This is a genomic window from Actinokineospora globicatena (assembly GCF_024171945.1).
GTDB classification, from domain to species: Bacteria; Actinomycetota; Actinomycetes; order Mycobacteriales; family Pseudonocardiaceae; genus Actinokineospora; species Actinokineospora globicatena.
Map to the genome: position 1 here is coordinate 2,988,263 of NZ_JAMTCR010000002.1, position 15,965 is coordinate 3,004,227.

The window sequence follows — 15,965 nt, forward strand, 5'->3', positions numbered from 1 at the left end:
GTCCCTTCCTTGAACTGCCTGTGGTGGGCAGACTCTAGGAGCGAGCGGGCACCCGGGTGTGCGGTGTGGACCAAGTCGGGACGGTGGGACGCCGTCCGGGCCGTGACCTGCGGGGACGTCGGCGCGCAGGACGCCGGTCAGCCGCGTTCGACCAGCACGGGCTCCTCCGTGACGGTCAGCGGGGCACCGGGGTGCAGCACATCGGTGGTGCCGTCGAGGTGTCTGATGGCGCGGCTGCCCGGGGGAGCGGTCGTCGTCGCGGTTCCCTTGTGGGACCACAGGATGCTGGCCGGGTACGCCCGCTCACCTTCGGTGATCAGGAAGTCGCACTGCCACACCGCGTCGGGCAGTCCGCTCCCGCGTCCCCGCCCGCACCCCTGCACGCGCGCGTCGGCCAGCCACACCTGCAGCTGCTCCACCGCCAGGGCCGCAGCGGTCGGCGTACCACCAACGGCCTGCAGCACCAGGGGGATGCGGGTGCCGCCCCAGTTGTAGAAGTACATGCGCTCGACGTTGGTGTCGTAGGCGTAGAGGCCGACGAGGAAGAACCGGACCGCGTAGTTCCGGCTCATCGTCTCGTCGAGCTTGCTCTCCAACGGGATGGTGTACGTGGTCCCGGTGTTCCAGATCGGCGGGTGCAGGCCGACCGCGTGCAGCTCGCGGTCGATGTTGCTGGTCAGCTCCAGCATCGACTCCGGCGGGTCGGAAGCGCGGCGCTGGAACAGTTTGACGCTCGCGACATCGCAGTGGCCGTACCCGCCGAGTTCGGCGAACCGACGCAGCACGGCCATGCCCTCGTCGGTCCACAGTTGCCCCATGCCCGGGCAGACGAGGGTCGCGGCTGGGTCGGTGGCCCGCAGAATTGCCGCCGCCCGCCGGGTCATCTCCACCAGGGTCTCGACGCTGCCGGTGTAGAACCTCTTGTCGTTGCCCAGGACCCACAACTCGTACGACTCGATCCGGCCCCGGTACCGCTCGACGACCGAGGTGACGAAGGCGTCCCACTCGGCGAGGTCGTCAGGCGGGGCGGAGGACGACTTGTCGCTGTAGGGCGTCGGTGGGCCGTTCGGCGCGGCCCAGTGCGGTGTACCGCCGAAGACGAACAACGCGGGCAGCCCGGCGCGGTTCGCCCCGTCGACGAGCCGGTCGAGCGTCGCCCAGTCGTAGCGGTCGCGCTGCCGCTCGACCTCCGACCACCGCGTTCCGCTGTCCCACAACCGCACCGCGCCCACCCGGAACGACGGCATCGCGCCGACCGCGCTGTTGATGGTGACCCCGAACAGCTCCCTGGGCACCGGCGTCGGCGGTCGCATCCACACCGGACCGGACACCCACTGCGGGACTGGCGCGGGCGGCACCGGGGTGGAACCGCCGATCAGCACCAGGACCGCGGCGGCGACGAGCACGGCGGGCCACCACCGGCGGCGGAGGACGGGTGCTCTGGTGGGCTCGGTCCGGTCAGCGGGTGACTCTGGTTCGGGTGCTTCGACGGGCTTGGGCGGTTCGGCTGGCTTGACTGGTTCTGCAGGCCCGAGTTGTTGTTCTGTGGGCTCCAGTGGGTCGGCTGGTTCTGGTGGTTCGGCTGGCTGGATCGGCTCGGCTGGCCTGGGTCGTTCGGTGGACCTAGGTGGTTCGGTGGGCTCGGGTGATTCGGCAGGCTTGGGCGGTTCGGTGGACTCGGGTGGTTCGGCGGGTGCCTGGGGGAGTGGGGGGCCGGGGGTGACGGCGCGGGCCCAGAGCCGGTGCAGCTCAAGCAGTTCGGCCGGGGTGGCACCGCACGCGAGCCCGATCTGCTCGACGACGCCGAACTTCTCCGGGACCGCCGCCCCGGTGCAGTACCGGTGGACCGTGGACTTGCCCAGGTTGACCCGGCGCCCGATGCTGTCGTAGCTGCGCCCGCTGCGGACCTTCAACCCGGCGAGCCGCTCCCCCAACTCCCGCGCCCCGGCAGACGTCGCCACCGTGTCCCCTGCCCCGCCTCAGCCACCACCACGACCGTCGTGGCACGTCGGTGACACGGTACCGACCGCCGCGCTGGTTCAGACCACGTTCTCTTCCCACCACGCGAGGACCCGCGCTCCGTACAGGGTCAGCCACTTCGACGGTCGGCCCGCCGGGACGTCGACGTCGAACCACACCTGCCCGGCGTGCGGGCTGCCTTGGAGCCAGGTGCCGTCCGGTTGCCGCGCGTCCCGGATGCGGTCGATCGCGTCGGCCATGCGCCGGTCTGGCGGGGTGTCGTCGTGCAGGGACGCCTGGCGGAAGTAGTCGGCGGCGTTGAGGACGTTGTAGTACCAGCGGAACGGGTAGGTGAGGTGGGTCGCCCAGGGCGCCACTGGTTCGCCGGTGGAGAGGCGACGGTAGAGGCCGCGCCGCAGGAGGTATTCCTGGCCTTGCTGCCGGGCGGCTCGGGTGTCGTCGGTGCCGCCGGTCGCGATGTCGTGGACGAGCAGCCCCTTGAGCGCGTTGAGCGTCGAGTGGAACGACGACCGCCGCGAACCCTCCACCCACGCGCAGTTCCACCCGCCGTCCGGCAGCCGGTGTTCCAGGAACCACGCGGCGAGCCCGGAAACATCAGCGCCAAGCCACGCACCATTCGCGACCGTCACACCGTTGGCGCAGCAGTCGACCTCGCCACCCCAATACGGTAGATCGTCGTACTCCCAACGACAATTCCCCGCCAAGAGCCCCACCGTGCCGCGCTCCCGCAGAACAGCGGCATCAAGCCCCCACTCCCGCAACGCCTCCAACGACCACGTCGTCGCGGTCCACGGCTGCCCTTCCACATCCGGCCTGTCCCTGGGGAAGTACGCCCCACCCGCCCACTGCCCATCCACCCCCTGCGACGCCAGCAGCCGCGCCCCAAACCCCTCAACCCCAACCCGCCCCCGCGTCCCCTCCCACACCCCCGGCGGCTCACCCAGCAGATCCCGCTCAACCTGCCACCGCAGCGCCGGATCGGAGTCGAGCAACCACTCATCCCGCACGTTCACGGCCCGACTGTAACCACCGTTTCCCGAGATGGCTGGCCGGCGAAACGGGTATCGTTCCGGTTTTCGACCTCATGCTGGCGGGGGTGGTCGTGATGCGGGGATTCGTGCGGGCCGGGATGGGTGCCTTGCTGGTCGCGGTACTCGTGGGATGTGGTTCGACCGGTGGTGCGGACAGTTCTGAGGCAGCGGTCGACTCCTATATCGCCGCGTTGAACGCTCGGGACGAGGGGGCATTGCGGGCGCTTGGCGGGAGTGAGGACCCGGAGACGAAGACCGGGATCGCTGAGAGGTTGGCGGAGTTCGGTGGCCGGGATGTTCGGGTCACTTCGCGTGAGCTGAAGGACTACGTGCCGGGGAAAGCGGTAGCTCAGGTCAGCGGCACGATGTCCGGTGGTCAGCCGTACCGCGAACGACTGGCCCTCTACAGCCGGGATGACCGGTGGTTCGTCGACCTGCAGCCCGACAAGGCAGCCACGCCCGGTGGTGCGATCCCGACCCTGGGCGCTCACGGGTAGCTTGCCAATAGGTAGGCCGCCAACGCTCGTGGTGTGTAGGGTGCTGGACCGTGAGACAGGACGCGGTGCGGGGTCACCTGGATGGGCTGCTGCTGGCGGTGCTGGAGCAGGAGCCGCTGCACGGGTACGCGATCATCACGGCCGTTCAGCAGCGCAGCGGGGGTGCGCTCGAGCTGCGGACGGGCACGATCTACCCCGCGCTCAACCGGCTGGAGCGGGTCGGGTTGCTGCGCGGCGTCCAGCAGTCCGTGGGGGAGCGGCACCGGCGGTGCTACGAGCTCACCGACGCCGGGCGGAAGGTGCTGGCGCAGGAGCGGACCGCTTGGCAGGAGTTCACTGCGGCCATCGGGTCGGTCCTGAACCCCGCCCCCGCCACATGAGCACCGTCGACGAGCGAATCCGGTGGGTCTGACCCGCCAGCAGGCCGCTGACCAGGTCGTCCGCGAGTTCGGGGCGGTGGAGGACCTGGTGGGGAGTTGGCAGCGGGAGCTGACGATCGCACACCGCCCGCGCCGTCTCACTGACCGTTCCGTTCGTCATCGCCTGCTGGACCCTGCCGCGCCACACCGGCGGCGACACGCTCTGGCACCTCCCGAGCGCCCTCGTGGCTGTGTCCGCCGCCCTCGCCACCACCCCCTCGCCCGGGCAGGCCCCCACCCCGAACCGCCTGCCGCTCACCGTCGCTCGGGCGGGCACTGCGGCCGGCATGTCCATGGCCCTGGCCGCCTCGCCCTGACCATCTCGGCCGTCCTCGGCACCAACTGGCACCTCTTGGCCGCCGCCGGACTCCTCGCCGCCACCTCGCACGCCCTCGTCACGTGCTCAGCCCGCACCTGCCGCCGCTGCGCCCGCCTCACCGCCCCATGGTCAGGCGGGTTGGCGACATGGCAGCTGTGTCGTTGTCGAGGAGGCTGCCTTGGCCGGGGCGGGATCGCGTCCCTCAGCGCCCCATGTGCGCGCCCGTAGCCAGCCCGAACACCGGTACGGCAATACCAGCCAGATTGTCCACCCATGTATTGGCTGTCTACGTATTGGCTGTCAACCTACAGCAAAGACGAGAGCCCGTGGCCGCCGAGGCGACCACGGGCTCCAGCGTCCCGAGATCAGGGACGGTCGGGTCCGGGGATCATCGGACCGTGATCGTGTACTCCGCGGAACCGGTCTTGCCGGTGCTGTCGGTCGCGGTGATGGTCACCTTGTGGGTGCCGCGCTGGTACGGGCCCGCGACTGTCATCCGCGAGGTGCCGTTGTTGGTGGTGGCGGGGGAGAACATCGGGCCGGAGAGGCCGCCGGTGCCGGTGAGCTTCACCGCGCCGGTGCTGCCGGTGATGGTGACCGTGGCGTTGGCGTAACCGCCGGGGCCGACCGTGGCGGCGTTGGGGGCGACGGTCACCTTCAGGCTGCCGGTGGGCGGCTGGCCGCCGTCGCCGACGGTGAGGGTGTACTCGGCGGCCTTGGACCCGGAGGTGCCCTTCGCGGTCACGGTGACCTTGTAGGTGCCCGACGGGGTGGTCGACGCGGTCAGCAGGGTCAGCTTGGCGACGTCGCCGGAGTTGACCGAGGTGGGCTGGAAGGTGGCCGTGGTGCCCGCGGGCAGGCCGGAGGCGCTGAGGTCCAGCTTCTCCGCGCCCTGGTCGCCCGCCTTGGTGGTGACGCTGGTGGAGACGTGCTTGCCCGCCTCCGCCTTGCCGGTGGACGGCGACAGCGCGACCGAGAAGGTGCCGTCGGTGGGCGGGGTACCGCCACCGATCTCGCCCTTGGCCCAGTCACCCATGGCGTTGGTCAGCCGACCGAAGATGCTGTACCGGTCGCACTTGCTGGAGCCCCACGAGGACACGCCGATGATCACGCCGTCCACGATGAGCGGGCCACCGCTGTCGCCCGAGCAGTTGGCGGTGCGACCGTCGTTGTAGCCGCTGCACACCATCAGGTCGCCGTTGACCTTGATGTCGAACACGTTGCAGCTGCCCGGGTCGACGACCGGCAGCGTGGTCTTGCGCAGCTCACCGGAGCCGCCAGACGACGAGGTCTTGCCGTAGCCGAGCGACAGCGCGGACTTGCCCGGCGCGCTGAGCGCGACGTCGCCGGAACCCGCCACCTTGGCCCACTGGGCCTCCGGCACCGGGATGTCGTCGGCGGTGGTCACGACCGCGACGTCGTAGCCGGTCCGCCAGCCGCCGTTGCCGCTGTAGTTCGGGTGGGTCTTGAACGAGGCCACCTTGGTGCGGAAGGTGTCGTCGCCCGGGGTGTTGAGGTCGTCGTCACCGTAGATGTAGCTCTTGTCACCGACGGCGTCGATCATGCAGTGCGCGGCGGTGATGATCTTGCGCTTGCCGACCACGGACGCGGTGCACGACTGCCCCTGCGGGCCACCGCCGCCGACGCGCATGCCCGCGATGATGAACGGGTGCTCCTTGACGGTGGTCTTGGTCCCGTTGACGATCTGGGCGCTCGCGTCCGGTCCGCGCAGGTCCGCGGTCGGGTTGGCGGCGATGCTGATCTTCTCGGGCTGGGCGGCGCCCGCGTTCGTGGTGATCGCCACCGTCACCGCGGCCAAGGCCAGGGTGACCGCCGCGGCGAGTTGTCGCTTCTTCATCGTTCTCCTTGCGTGACAGGGTTCAGGACAGTGCACACAGGACTAGAAGGTGATGGACCAACCGGTGAGGGTGCCGGTGTCGAACTTGTAGACGTCGCGCACCGAGAGCTTCCAGGTGCCGTTCGCGTCCTCGGAGGAGGCGTTGACGGTGAAGCTCTTGTGCACGCCCGACTCGCCGACGTCGCCGGACTTCTTGAGCGGGTAGGACGTCCCGCTCGGGCCGACCAGGTCGATGGCGAGGTCACCGGTGTAGGGGTGGTCGATGTCGACCTTCACCTGCGTGGCGGCCGGGGCCTTGCCCGGGCAGCCGCTCTGGCTCACCGAGGTGCCGACCGCGGTGCCCGCGTCGGGGATGGCCACGTCCTCGTCGTTGGTCTTGACGCCGCACTGCGACGGCGGGGTGCCGCCGCCGATGTCGCCCACGTACAGCAGCTTGTTGGGCGAGCCCGTCCCCGGGTTGCTGACCAGGTCCGGCGTGGCGCTCTGCACCAGCGCGTCGCGCACCTGCTGCGGCGTCGCGCTCGGGTTGGCCGAGAGGTACATCGCCGCCGCGCCCGCGACGTGCGGGGACGCCATCGAGGTGCCGCTGGCGTTGCGGTACTGGCCGGTGTGGTCGCTGGAGTAGATGTTGCCGCCGGGGGCGAACAGGTCCACGCAGCTGCCGTAGTTGCCGCCGCGGGTGCGGTCCTTGTTGAACCAGCCCACGGTGATCACCTCGGGCACGCGCGCCGGGCTGACCCCGCACGCGTCCTGACCGGCGTTGCCCGCGGAGACCGCGACCACGATCCCCTTGGCCACCATGGCCTTGGCCTGCTCGTCACCGACGCCGACGGTGTCCATGCCCAGGCTGAGGTTGACCACCGCGGGCTTCACCGCGTTCTTGGCCACCCACTCCATGGCGCTGACCGTGGCCGAGTCCGGACCGGAACCCTTGCAGTCCAACGAGCGGACCGCCACGAGCTTGGCCTTCTTCGCCACGCCGACGGTCTTGCCCGCGATCGTCCCGGCCACGTGCGTGCCGTGGAAGTAGCAGTCCGCGGCCTCGGTGTCGTTGTCCAGGATGTCGTAGCCGTAGCTGGCGCGACCCTCGAACTCGGTGTGCCCGATGTTGATCCCCGAGTCGATGACGTAGGCGGTCACGCCCTCGCCGCCGTTGGGGTAGGTGTACTTCTTGTCCAGGGTGGCCGTCCGCTGGTCGACCTGGTCCAGGCCCCACGACGGCGGGTTCAGCTGGTCGGCGGTCGCCCTGGTGGTGCCGTCCTGGTACACGGTCTTGACCGACGGGTCGGCGGCCAGCCTGCGGGCCTGCTGCTCGGAGAGGTCGCGGACCGAGAAGCCGTTCAACGTGACGGAGTAGGTGTCCGTCACCGAGCCGCCGTAGCGCTGGGTGAGCGCCGTGGCCTGACCCGCGGCCGCCGCGCTCGCACCGTTCTTGAGCACCACGATGTACTGTCCGGCGTAGGGCTGGCTGGCCGGGACGACCGCCGCCTCCGCCTGCTGCGCCTCGGCGACACCTGTCGCGGTCGCCACGGCCGCCGCGGCTACCGCGACGGTGAACAGGCTCCACGTCCAGCGCGTCCTGCGTGCTTGCATCGATACCTCCATCGTGCGTTCGAACGGCCTTGGGCAGGGTGTTTGGAGCATCAGGCCGCTCGGGAATCACCCTTCGGCCTGCGGGATGGGGGAACAAGCGTGGTCGCGACCCGTATGGGTACGGGATCGTGCGTAGACGCCAGTGCGGGTGCGCGCGTGGGGTTACGGTGCCGCGCCCGGCCGACTTATCCTGTCGGCCGACCGTCCGTGGGAGTGGATCACCAACAGGAGCGAGCATGGGTGGGTGCGCGAATCCGCTGTCCGTCCGATCCGGCTCGGTGCCGCTGGTCGGCCGGGACGCGGAGCTGGCCGCCCTGCTCGGCGCGGTGCGGCACCCGCCGTCGGCGGTCTTCGTCGAGGGCCAGGCCGGGGTGGGCAAGACCAGGCTGGTCGCCGAGTTCGTCGCCGCCGCGCGCGCCGAGGACGCCAGGGTGGTCCTGGGTTCGTGCCAGCCGATGGCCGACCCGTTCCCGTACGGGGTGCTGCTGGACTGCCTCAGCCAGTGCGGTGACCACCTGGGCGAACCCGGCCCGGTGACCGGCGCGCTGCGCGACCTCCTGCCCGAACTCGCCGACCGCCTGCCGCCCGCGCCGCGCCCCCTCGTCGACCCGGAGGCCGAGCGGCACCGGGTGTTCCGGGCCGTGCGCGACCTGTTGTGCTGCCTGGGACCGACCGTGCTGGTGCTCGAAGACCTGCACTGGGCGGACGAGGAGACCCGGCACGTGCTGCGGTTCGTGCTGGCCAACCCGCCGCCCGGTCTGTCGGTCGTGGCGACCTACCGCCGGGAGGACCTGCGGACCGGGGCGCCGCTCGGCCGCGCTTTCCACGTCCCGCACGGGGTCACCGGGGTCAACCTGGTGCTGCGCCCCTTCGACACCACGCAGGTCCGCGCCATGGTCGACGCACTCGTCGGCTCCGCGGTGACCTCGCAGCGCTTCGCCGAGGTCTTGGCGGGGGAGACGGCGGGAATCCCGTTCGTGGTCGAGGAAACGGTGCGAGCGCTGCCCGATCCGGTGCGTGACGTGCGGCTGGGCAGTGCCGCCGCCCGGCGCGCGCTGGCCGGGATCGATGTGCCGGTCCTGGTCGCCGACGCGATCATGGAGCGGATGGGCGCACTGCCGCCCGAGGCCCGGGCCGTCGCCGAGGCTGTCGCGGTGCTGGGCGTGCCGGAACCGATCGACGTCCTCGACGCGGTGGCCGGGAAAGCCGCGGCGGAGCACGTGACCACGTTGGTCGCCTCCGGGGTACTGGTGGAGCAGAAGGGGAACAGGTACGGTTTCCGGCACGACATCGCCAGGCGCGCGGTGTACGCGGCGCTGCCCGGACCCCGGCGGTGGGACCTGCACGAGCGCGCCGTGGCCGTGCTGTCCACTGTGGATCAACCGCCGCTGGTCCGGCTCGCCGCGCACGCCAGGGCCGCGGGCATGACCGGTCAGTGGATGCGCTACAGCGAGCTGGCCGCCGAGGCCGCCGAAGAGGCCAAGGACGTGCCCGCCGCCGTCGACCTGCTCTCCCAGGTGCTGGCCGACCCGGGGATCAGCGCCGAGGACACGAACCGGCTGGCCACCACGCTCTGCGGTTACGCGATGACCGGACTGCCCGGTGGGCCGGTGACCGCGCGGGTCGAGGGCCTGCTGTCGGACCCGAGGCTCACGCCGGACGTCCGCGGCGAGGTGCACCTGTGGTTCGGGCTGCTGCTGCAACGCGAGGCCGGGGAGGTGGACCGGGGCGCCGAGGAGATCGCCAGGGCCATCGCGCTGCTCGGTGACCAGCCGGAGCGGGCCGTGCGCGGGATGGCGGCGATGGCCGGGCCGTACCTGGGCACCGCGTCGGTCGCCGAGCACCAGGCCTCGCTCGGCCGGGTCGAGGAGATCATCGAGCACCTGCCGACCCTGGCGCTGCGCACCGCGATGCTGGCCACGACGCTGGGCGGGCGGCTCATCGTCGGCGACCCGAGCAGTTGGGAGCGCATCGCCCAACTCCCGTCCCCTTCGGACGTCCACGACCCGGAGGAGATCCACCACCTCGCCAGGGCGCACTGCAACGTGGCCGACGCGTGCTCGTGGATCGGGCACTACGGGCGCGCGCGGACGTTCCTGCGCACCGGGATCGCCTTGGCTGAACGGGTGGCCGCGTCCTATGTGGTCGGCACCGCCGAGGCCACCGCGGTCCGGCTCGACTGGCTCAGCGGGCGGTGGACCGGGCTCGAGCAGCGGATCGACCGGCTGGTCGACGCCTACGAGAACCTGCTGCTGACCCAGGACCTCAACCTCACGCGGGGGTGGCTCGCGGCCGCGCGCGGTGACTGGATGCGGGCCCAGGCCGCGTTCGAGGCGGCTACCGGGTCGTTCCCGGTGGGCATCTCGGCGGCCGGGGGAATGGCGGGCATGCTGCTGACCCGGGGCGAGGCGGCTGCGGCGGAGGAGCAGGTCGAGCGCGGTGTGGCGCTGTTGCGGCGCAAGGGCGCGTGGGTGTGGTCCGGCGACATCCTGCCCCAAGCGGTCGACTGCTACTTGGCCAACGGCCACATGGACGCCGCGCACCAGCTCGTCGCGGAGGCGACCACCGGGCTGCGGGGGTTCGACGCGCCACTTGCCCAAGCGGCGTTGACCGCCTGCCACGCACGGCTGGCCAGCGACCGCAACGAGGCGGACCGCCTCTACCGGGAAGCGATCGACCAGCACCGTGCCCTGGGTTTGCCTTACCGCGCAACGCAACTCGCCGAACAGGCCGAGGGTGATGACCTCGCCGACCCGTCGGTGATCGACGCGCTGGTCCAGTCCTACGACTCGCTGGGCGCGACGGTCGACGCCGCCCGCTGCCGTCACCGCAGCCGGGGTATCGGCGTTGCCACGCCATCCCGCCGGGGGAGGCGCGGGTACGGCAGCGAGCTGTCGCCGCGTGAGCAGGACGTCGCCCGGCTCCTGGCGGGTGGTCACACCAACCGCGAGATCGCCCAAGCCTTGTTCCTCTCGCGCCGCACCGTCGAGGAATACGTCGTCAAGGTCCGCCGCAAGCTCAACGCGCCTTCCCGTCACGACGTCCGATAGACCGGCTCGCCGCATATCGTCGGTATATCCGTAATCGGATACGGGCCCGCAACCCCGGGTTGACTTGACTGTGGGCATGCTCCACAGCGAACCGGCCCGAACCGCGGGCACGCGGTTGTCCTCGGCCGTGGGGATCACCGTTTACGGGTGCGGTCCGGACGAGGACGCCTTGTTCCGCGAACTGTCGCCGCGCTTCGGTGTTGTGCCGATCACCACCGGGGAAGCGGTATCCGAGGCGACCGCCGAACTGGCGCGCGGAAATCGGTGCGTCAGCGTCGACCACAAGACGCGGATCTCCACCGCGACCCTCCTGGCACTGAGCCAGGCAGGCGTCGGCTATATCTCCACGAGGAGTGTCGGGTACGACCACATCGACGTGGACTACGCCAGGACCGTCGGCATCTCCGTCGAGAACATCGCCTATTCACCGGACAGCGTGGCCGATTTCACGGTGATGTTGATGCTGATGGCGGTCCGGCACGCGCGGTCCATGGTCCGGCGGGTGGACGTCCACGACTACCGGTTGAGCGACGTGCGCGGCCGGGAACTGCGCGACTTGACCATCGGCGTCGTGGGGACAGGGCGCATCGGTTCGGCCGTGGTGGACCGGCTGCGCGGCTTCGGCTGCCGCGTCGTGACCTGCGGCCGGGACCCCGCCGGTCAGGTGTCACTCGATGAACTGCTCCCGCAGAGCGACATCGTCACGCTGCACACACCGCTCAACGCCGAAACCCGCCACCTCCTCGACCGCAACCGCATCGCGCGGATGAAGCCCGGGGCGTTCGTCATCAACACCGGACGCGGTTCCCTCGTCGACACCAGTGCGCTGGTCACGGCGTTGGAAAGCGGCAGGTTGGGCGGCGCGGCACTGGACGTGCTCGAAGGGGAGGAAGGGATCTTCTACGCCGACCACCGGAACGCGCCCACCGGGAACCCTTTTCTGCCGCGACTCCAAGGAATGCCGAACGTGCTCATCAGCCCGCACACCGCCTACCACACCGATCACGCCCTGGGCGACATCGTGATTAACAGCCTCCGCAACTGCGTGACCTTCGAAAGCGAGCAGCGACATGGCTAAGGTGAAGGTCGGGATCATCTTCGGGGGATCCTCCGAGGAACACCCCGTCTCCGTGAAGTCCGCCCAAGAGGTCGCCAAGCACCTCGACACCGAGAAGTACGAACCGTTCTGGATCGGGATCACCCGGCGCGGCGCCTGGCTGCTCTGCGACGGACCCGGACCGGACTGGGAGACCGGCCGGTGCCGCCCGGTCGTGCTGTCCCCGGACCGCGACGTCCACGGATTGCTTGTCCTGGAACAAGGGCGCTACGAGACGATCAGCCTGGACGTCGTGTTGCCCGTCCTGCACGGCAAACTGGGCGAGGACGGCGCGACGCAGGGCCTGTTAGAGCTCTCCGGGATCCCGTACGTCGGCTGCGACATCCAGAGTTCCGCGCTGTGCATGGACAAGTCCCTCACCTACACCGTCGCCAGGAGCGCGGGCATCGCGACGCCGAGGTTCTGGACCGTCGCGGCGAACGAGTGCGTCGATCCCGACCACCTCGCGTACCCCGTGTTCGTGAAACCCGCGCGCTCGGGGTCGTCCTTCGGCGTCAGCAAGGTGTCGAGCAAGGAGGAGCTGCGGGACGCGGTGGAGGTGGCGCGCCGGTACGACTCGAAGGTGCTGGTCGAGGAAGCCGTCGTCGGCAGCGAGATCGGCTGCGCGATCCTGGGCAACGAGTTGGACCTGCTCGCGGGCGAGGTGGACCAGATCGCCCTGACCCACGGGTTCTTCAAGATCCACCAGGAGAGCGACCCGGAGAGCGGCTCCGAGAACTCGACGGTCACCGTTCCCGCTGACATCCCGGCCGAGTCGCGCGCCCTCGTGCAGGCGACGGCGAAGACCGTGTACCGCGCCCTCGGGTGCCGTGGTCTGTCGCGAGTGGACATGTTCCTGACCCCGGACGGCACGGTCGTGCTCAACGAGGTCAACACCCTTCCCGGCCTGACCTCCTACAGCCGCTACCCCAGGATGATGGCCGCTGCCGGGGTGCCGCTCGCCGAGGTGATCGACCGCGTCGTGGCGCTGGCACTGGTGGGCAGGCCCAATGAATGACGACTTCGGCTACGTCGACGACCTGGTGCCCGGGATCCGCTGGGACGCCAAGTACGCCACCTGGGACAACTTCACCGGCATCCCCGTCGACGGGTACTTCGCCAACCGGATCGTCGGCACGCTGGCCCTCTGCACGGCCTTGGTGAGCGCGCAGGAGAAGGCCGAGTCTCTCGGGTTCGGCCTGCTGCTCTGGGACGGCTACCGCCCGCAACGTGCCGTGGACAGCTTTCTCCACTGGTCGGCGCAACCGGAGGACGGCCGGACGAAGTCGCGGCACTACCCCAACATCGACCGGGCCGAGATGTTCGCGAAGGGGTACGTCGCCGCCAAGTCGGGCCACACCCGGGGGAGCACCGTGGACCTGACGCTGTTCCACTTGACCACCGGCGAACGCGCCGACATGGGTGGCGACCACGACCTGATGGACCCGGTCTCGCACCACGGCGCGCCGGGGATCACCCCGCTCGCGACGGCGAACCGCCACCACCTCCGCTCCATAATGGAGGCTTGTGGGTTCGGCTCGTACGAAAGCGAGTGGTGGCACTACACGCTCAAGGACGAGCCCTATCCGGACACCTACTTCGACTTCCCCATCACCTAGCGGCCGCGGGCAGGTGCACGGTGACGCGGAGCCCGCCCGCGGCGCGGGGAGCGAGGGTGAGGGTTCCGCCGTGCGCCTGGGCGATGCTCTTGACGATCGCCAGCCCGAGGCCGACCCCCGCGTGGTCGGCGCGGACCCGCCCGGTGCCGCGCTGGAACGGCTCGGTGAGCGTCGAGGCCACCGGTTGGCTGAGCGGCTCGCCGGTGTTCTCGACGGTGAGCAGCACGGCGCCCGGCCGCACGAGGGTCGTGACCCACACGGTGCCCCGCCCGGCCAGGTTGTGGACGATCGCGTTGTGCACCAGGTTCGTGGTCATCTGCAGGAGCAGCACGTACGAGCCGGTGGTGGTGGCCACCTCGCCGCCGGTCTCCAGGGTGACGCCGTGCTTCTCGGCCAGCGGGAGCAGCGTCTCGGCGGCCTCCTCCGCCGCCAGCGACAGGTCGACGGGCTCACGGGCGAACGACCGTTGGTTGGCCCGGCTGAGCAGCAGCAGCGCCTCGGTGAGGTCGATCGCCCTGCTGTTGACGAAGTGCAGCCGCTCGACGAGCTCACCGGTGTCGCGGCCGAGGTCGGTGCGGGCCACGTCGAGCAGCGCCTGGGTGATCGCCAGTGGGGTGCGCAGCTCGTGGGAGGCGTTGGCGGCGAACCTGCGCTGCTCGGCGTCGTGCGCCTCCAACCGGGCCAGCATGGTGTCGAAGGCGTCGGCGAGCTCGCGGAACTCGTCCGCGCGGCCCTCCAGCTGGACGCGGTGCGCCAGCGACCCGTCCGCGGCCAGCCGGGTGGCGTTCGTGATCCGGGTCAGCGGCGCGAGCATGCTGCCCGCCAGGAACCACCCGCCCGCGAGGCCGAGGACCAGCAGGAACGCCAGCGCCACGGCCGCCTTCGGGACGAACGCGCGCTGCAGGTCGGCCCGGTCCGGGATGGCCATCCCCGGCATGCCCGGCGCGCCCGGCCCGGGGGTGGTGATCACCTCGGGGACGTAGCGCAGCAGGAACACCCACACCACCGCGAGCAGCAGGGCACCGGCGACCATGAGGAACCCGGCGTAGCTGAGGGTGAGCTTGAGCCGGACGCTGAGCCCGGGTTCCCTACCCACCGCCCTCTCCCCGCTGTCCGGAGCGTAGCGCGGTGTCGATGCGGTAGCCCGCGCCCGCCACCGTGGCGATGATCCACGGCTCGCCCAAGCGCTTGCGCAGCGCCGAGACCGTGATGCGCACGGCGTTGGTGAACGGGTCGGCGTTCTCGTCCCACGCCCGCTCCAGCAGCGACTCGGCGCTGACCACACCGCCCTCGGCGCTGACGAGCACCTCCAGCACGGCGAACTGCTTGCGGGTGAGCGCGACGTAGCGGCCGTCGCGGTAGACCTCGCGGCGGAACGGGTCCAGCCGCAGGCCCGCGATCTCCCGCACCGGCGGCCGGACGTGGGCCCGCCTGCGGTCGAGCGCCCGGAGCCGGAGCACCAGCTCGCGCAGCGCGAAGGGCTTGGTGAGGTAGTCGTCGGCGCCCAGGGCGAAGCCGGTGGCCTTGTCGTCGAGGTGGTCGGCCGCGGTGAGCATCAGGATGGGCATGCCGCTGCCGGAGGCGACGATGTGCTCGGCGATCTCGTCACCGGACGGCCCGGGGATGTCGCGGTCGAGGACGGCGATGTCGTAGCTGTTGACGCCCAACAGCTCCAGCGCGGTGTCACCGTCACCGGCGATGTCGGCCGCGATCGCCTCCAACCGGAGTCCATCCCGGATGGCCTCCGCCAGGTACAGCTCGTCCTCGACGACCAGCACGCGCATGCCCGGATGCTACGAGCCCACCCATATCGCCGTCATATCGAAACCACGTGATGGTGCCCGGCCGCGGCCTCCTCCGCCGCCGGGTCGGTCCCGCGCGCCGGGTCTTTAGTCGTGATCAAGCTGTTTGGGCAATTAGCGGGTGGCGTGCGGCGTTTCCCCACCCGACGTGCCGATCCGCCGTCGCCGAGTCATCGACCGCGGTGATCAACGGTTGCCACAAGGCCGCCTTCCGGAGATCGACGAACATGGCGTAGCCCCTGGTCAGCGACCTGCTGGGCATTGTGCTCCCACCCTGTGAAGAGCCGTTGACGCGCGCGTGACTATAGACAGGGACTGGCGGGTTTATGATAATTACAGTATGTGGAAAATGTCTTTACCGTCGAGATTATTGAAATCCCAGAGAGTGGTGATCGCGGCGGTTGCCAGTATTGCCATTGCCGCGGTGACCACGCTCGCGGTGGCCGGCACTGGACAGGCATCCGCCCAGCGGGCCGCGGCCCTCGTGGTCTGTGACGGCCCCGCGTGGGCCGAGGGCACCACGTACGCCGCGGGCGCCAAGGTCACCTACCAGTCGCGCGGGTACACCGCCAGGGTCGCGCACACCGCGTGGGCGGGCGCCGGGTGGAACCCCGCCGCCAGCAAGTCGCTGTGGACGGACCTGGGCGCCTGCGACGGCGTCCCGCCCACGACCACCACGACCCGGCCGACCACGACCACCA

12 protein-coding genes and 1 pseudogene are annotated in these 15,965 nt (G+C 70.5%); 7 read left to right on the forward strand and 6 right to left on the reverse strand.

What is annotated here, in order from left to right:
* Positions 1–137 precede the first annotated feature (137 nt).
* Complete coding sequence (locus LV79_RS13250) at positions 138–1,961, reverse strand: helix-turn-helix domain-containing protein (protein ID WP_253835505.1); 1,824 nt, start codon at positions 1,959–1,961, stop codon at positions 138–140.
* Positions 1,962–2,039: 78 nt separating this feature from the next.
* A complete protein-coding gene (locus LV79_RS13255; protein ID WP_253835507.1) occupies positions 2,040–2,993 on the reverse strand; it encodes a squalene cyclase in 954 nt (317 codons plus the stop codon).
* 92 nt (positions 2,994–3,085) lie between these two features.
* Between LV79_RS13255 and LV79_RS13260 the strand changes: the two genes are divergently transcribed.
* Entirely contained in the window at positions 3,086–3,508 is a 423-nt protein-coding gene (locus LV79_RS13260) for a hypothetical protein (RefSeq protein ID WP_253835508.1), read from the forward strand.
* A 50-nt stretch (positions 3,509–3,558) separates the two neighbouring features.
* The gene (locus tag LV79_RS13265; protein WP_253835509.1) at positions 3,559–3,888 is read left to right on the forward strand and encodes a PadR family transcriptional regulator; all 330 of its coding nucleotides are present in this window, start codon (positions 3,559–3,561) and stop codon (positions 3,886–3,888) included.
* Positions 3,889–4,634: 746 nt separating this feature from the next.
* On the opposite strand, the gene LV79_RS13270 is transcribed toward LV79_RS13265, so the two are convergent.
* Both LV79_RS13270 and LV79_RS13275 read right to left on the reverse strand, forming a co-directional pair.
* Positions 4,635–6,104: a trypsin-like serine protease gene (locus LV79_RS13270; RefSeq protein ID WP_253835510.1), complete on the reverse strand. Its 1,470-nt coding sequence runs from the start codon at positions 6,102–6,104 to the stop codon at positions 4,635–4,637.
* A 42-nt stretch (positions 6,105–6,146) separates the two neighbouring features.
* Positions 6,147–7,697: a S8 family peptidase gene (locus LV79_RS13275; protein WP_253835511.1), complete on the reverse strand. Its 1,551-nt coding sequence runs from the start codon at positions 7,695–7,697 to the stop codon at positions 6,147–6,149.
* A 236-nt stretch (positions 7,698–7,933) separates the two neighbouring features.
* Between LV79_RS13275 and LV79_RS13280 the strand changes: the two genes are divergently transcribed.
* From LV79_RS13280 to vanX, 4 genes are all read left to right on the forward strand, one after another.
* The gene (locus tag LV79_RS13280) at positions 7,934–10,747 is read left to right on the forward strand and encodes an ATP-binding protein (RefSeq protein WP_253835513.1); all 2,814 of its coding nucleotides are present in this window, start codon (positions 7,934–7,936) and stop codon (positions 10,745–10,747) included.
* 76 nt (positions 10,748–10,823) lie between these two features.
* A complete protein-coding gene (locus LV79_RS13285) occupies positions 10,824–11,825 on the forward strand; it encodes a D-isomer specific 2-hydroxyacid dehydrogenase family protein (protein WP_372495318.1) in 1,002 nt (333 codons plus the stop codon).
* Positions 11,818–12,861 (forward strand): D-alanine--(R)-lactate ligase, encoded by a 1,044-nt coding sequence (vanA, locus tag LV79_RS13290; RefSeq protein WP_253835515.1) that lies wholly within the window; start codon positions 11,818–11,820, stop codon positions 12,859–12,861. The genes LV79_RS13285 and vanA overlap by 8 nt, the downstream gene beginning before the upstream one ends.
* Positions 12,854–13,462: a D-Ala-D-Ala dipeptidase VanX gene (vanX, locus tag LV79_RS13295; protein WP_253835517.1), complete on the forward strand. Its 609-nt coding sequence runs from the start codon at positions 12,854–12,856 to the stop codon at positions 13,460–13,462. Before vanA ends, vanX begins: the two co-directional genes overlap by 8 nt.
* Here the strand turns inward: vanX and LV79_RS13300 are convergent.
* Entirely contained in the window at positions 13,455–14,558 is a 1,104-nt protein-coding gene (locus LV79_RS13300) for a sensor histidine kinase (protein WP_253835519.1), read from the reverse strand. The genes vanX and LV79_RS13300 overlap by 8 nt on opposite strands.
* Positions 14,551–15,246, reverse strand: a complete 696-nt coding sequence (locus LV79_RS13305) for a response regulator transcription factor (RefSeq protein ID WP_253835521.1) — start codon at positions 15,244–15,246, stop codon at positions 14,551–14,553. Before LV79_RS13305 ends, LV79_RS13300 begins: the two co-directional genes overlap by 8 nt.
* A 367-nt stretch (positions 15,247–15,613) precedes the next feature.
* Between LV79_RS13305 and LV79_RS34790 the strand changes: the two are divergent.
* Positions 15,614–15,886: pseudogene (locus LV79_RS34790) on the forward strand (carbohydrate-binding protein); the annotation flags it as partial.
* Between the last annotated feature and the right edge of the window lie 79 nt (positions 15,887–15,965).